The organism is Shewanella sp. YLB-07 (genome assembly GCF_009377275.1).
In genome coordinates this window covers 1-1,894 of record NZ_VOQB01000035.1, presented here as the reverse complement: position 1 = coordinate 1,894, position 1,894 = coordinate 1, and the positions used below count along the sequence as shown (strand labels likewise).

Sequence of the window (1,894 nt, the reverse complement as noted above, 5' to 3'; positions counted from 1 at the left end):
GTGTGTTACTTCATAAGCACAAAAGAATACGAACTTGATTTAAGTTGGTCATAAAATGCTCCTGCATTTATGACATACAGTACATCCGTGTACTAAACCCAATTATTTATAAGCTTTCTAAGTTTACCAAATTAGTCTGGAAACCATAGCATTGTGGCCCCACCTGAATCCATCTCGAACTCAGAAGTGAAACGCAATCGCGCCGATGGTAGTGTGGGGTCTCCCCATGTGAGAGTAGGTCATTTCCAGGCGCCTAATATACTGTATAGTTTAGCGGTTAAGTTTACATTTTATGTAGCACATAAGACTAAATTATCGATAGAAGAATAAAATATTGCTGATATGGCTCAGTCGGTAGAGCGCATCCTTGGTAAGGATGAGGTCCCCAGTTCGATTCTGGGTATCAGCACCATTTTTACAGCACATTTACCGATAGTGCTAAAGAATTAGTCTGGAAACCATAGCATTGTGGCCCCACCTGATCCCATCTCGAACTCAGAAGTGAAACGCAATCGCGCCGATGGTAGTGTGGGGTCTCCCCATGTGAGAGTAGGTCATTTCCAGGCGCCTATTTAGTATTTAAGCCCGCTACGATGTAGCGGGCTTTTTTACGTCTGCAATTTGTCATTTCCAGGCGCACTCCTGACTTAACAGTGACTTATCCACTTATCCACTTAAGCGCGTACGTGCAATGCCTACTTCACATGCACCCAAAGCTGCTAATACCAATTTTGGAACGAGGCTTGGTTGGGCTTGACCACAAAACATCGCCTGGTCGACCTCCCGCCTTGAGTGCTGCTCAATCTAGGCAACTTTCGGCATTCATTGAAGCTCGTAGTCTCTCAGAAACAGGCGGGAGGTTATCTGCTCATGACATTAATGAATATCTTTTTAAGCATTTTGGCATTCATTATGAGCTATCAAGTATCTATAGAGCATTAAAAAGGCTTGGCTTTTCATGGATAACTAGTCGCTCAAAGCACCTAAAACAATCGTTAGCAGCACAAGAAGCTTTTAAAAAACTTCCGCCTGGAAACGATCCTTAACATCCCTGGCCATATCGCTTTATCTCAAGTAGATGTCTGGTTTCAGGATGAAGCTAGGATAGGTCAACAAAATACAACGACACGCTTGTGGGCTAAAAAAGGAAGTCGTCCAAGAGTTGTTCGGCAGCAACAGTTTGAATACGCCTATGTTTTCGGTGCTGTATGTCCGGCTAATGGTAATACGGAGGCACTTATCACTCCGTGGGTGGATAAAGGGACAATGCACCAACACCTAAAACTTATCTCTCAAGCGACCCCTCCAGATCGTCATGCCGTCGTGATCATGGACGGTGCAGGCTGGCATAGTAAGGATCTAGATGATGAGTTTGATAATCTGACGATGATCAAACTCCCTCCCTACTCACCAGAACTCAACCCGGTTGAACAAGTTTGGGGCTGGATGAGGCAACGTCACTTAGCGAATCGGTGTTTTGCTAATTATGAGGATATTGTCGAGCAATGCTCACAAGCATGGAATAGCTTTATTAGTGACACGGATACGGTAAAAAATCTGTGCAATCGTTCATGGATAAATCTGACCAGATAATTATACCGATTGGTATTAGTCAGAAACCACCTGTTTTGTGGGTAAGTCTGGGGGTAATGAGTGTGTAGAATGTGTTTAAGTTAGGGGGTGTAAAAAAGACCACTTTTCTTAGAAAAAAACCTTGTACTCTGAGCTGACATCCCTATAATGCGGATCCACTGACACGGCAAACAGCGTCACTAAGGCAGTAGCCATAGCGATAATGAGACGAGTCAGGGAGTTAAGTGAATTTGGTTATGAATGTTTTGTTGGTGGTTATTTAACCGCTTAAAAATCTTCTTAAAAAAGCCCTTGACGCCAA

1 tRNA gene, 2 rRNA genes and 1 pseudogene are annotated in these 1,894 nt (G+C 43.5%); all 4 read left to right on the top strand.

From position 1 onward, the window contains the following. The first annotated feature begins 135 nt into the window (after nt 1-135). Nucleotides 136-251: ribosomal RNA gene (gene rrf, locus FS373_RS31340) — 5S ribosomal RNA — on the top strand. An 85-nt stretch (nt 252-336) separates the two neighbouring features. Further along, nucleotides 337-412 (top strand) — tRNA-Thr (locus FS373_RS31335). A 38-nt stretch (nt 413-450) separates the two neighbouring features. Then, nucleotides 451-566, top strand: a 5S ribosomal RNA gene (rrf, locus tag FS373_RS31330). A gap of 165 nt (nt 567-731) precedes the next feature. Next, nucleotides 732-1,593, top strand: a pseudogene (locus FS373_RS31320) (IS630 family transposase); the annotation flags it as partial. Nucleotides 1,594-1,894 lie beyond the last annotated feature (301 nt).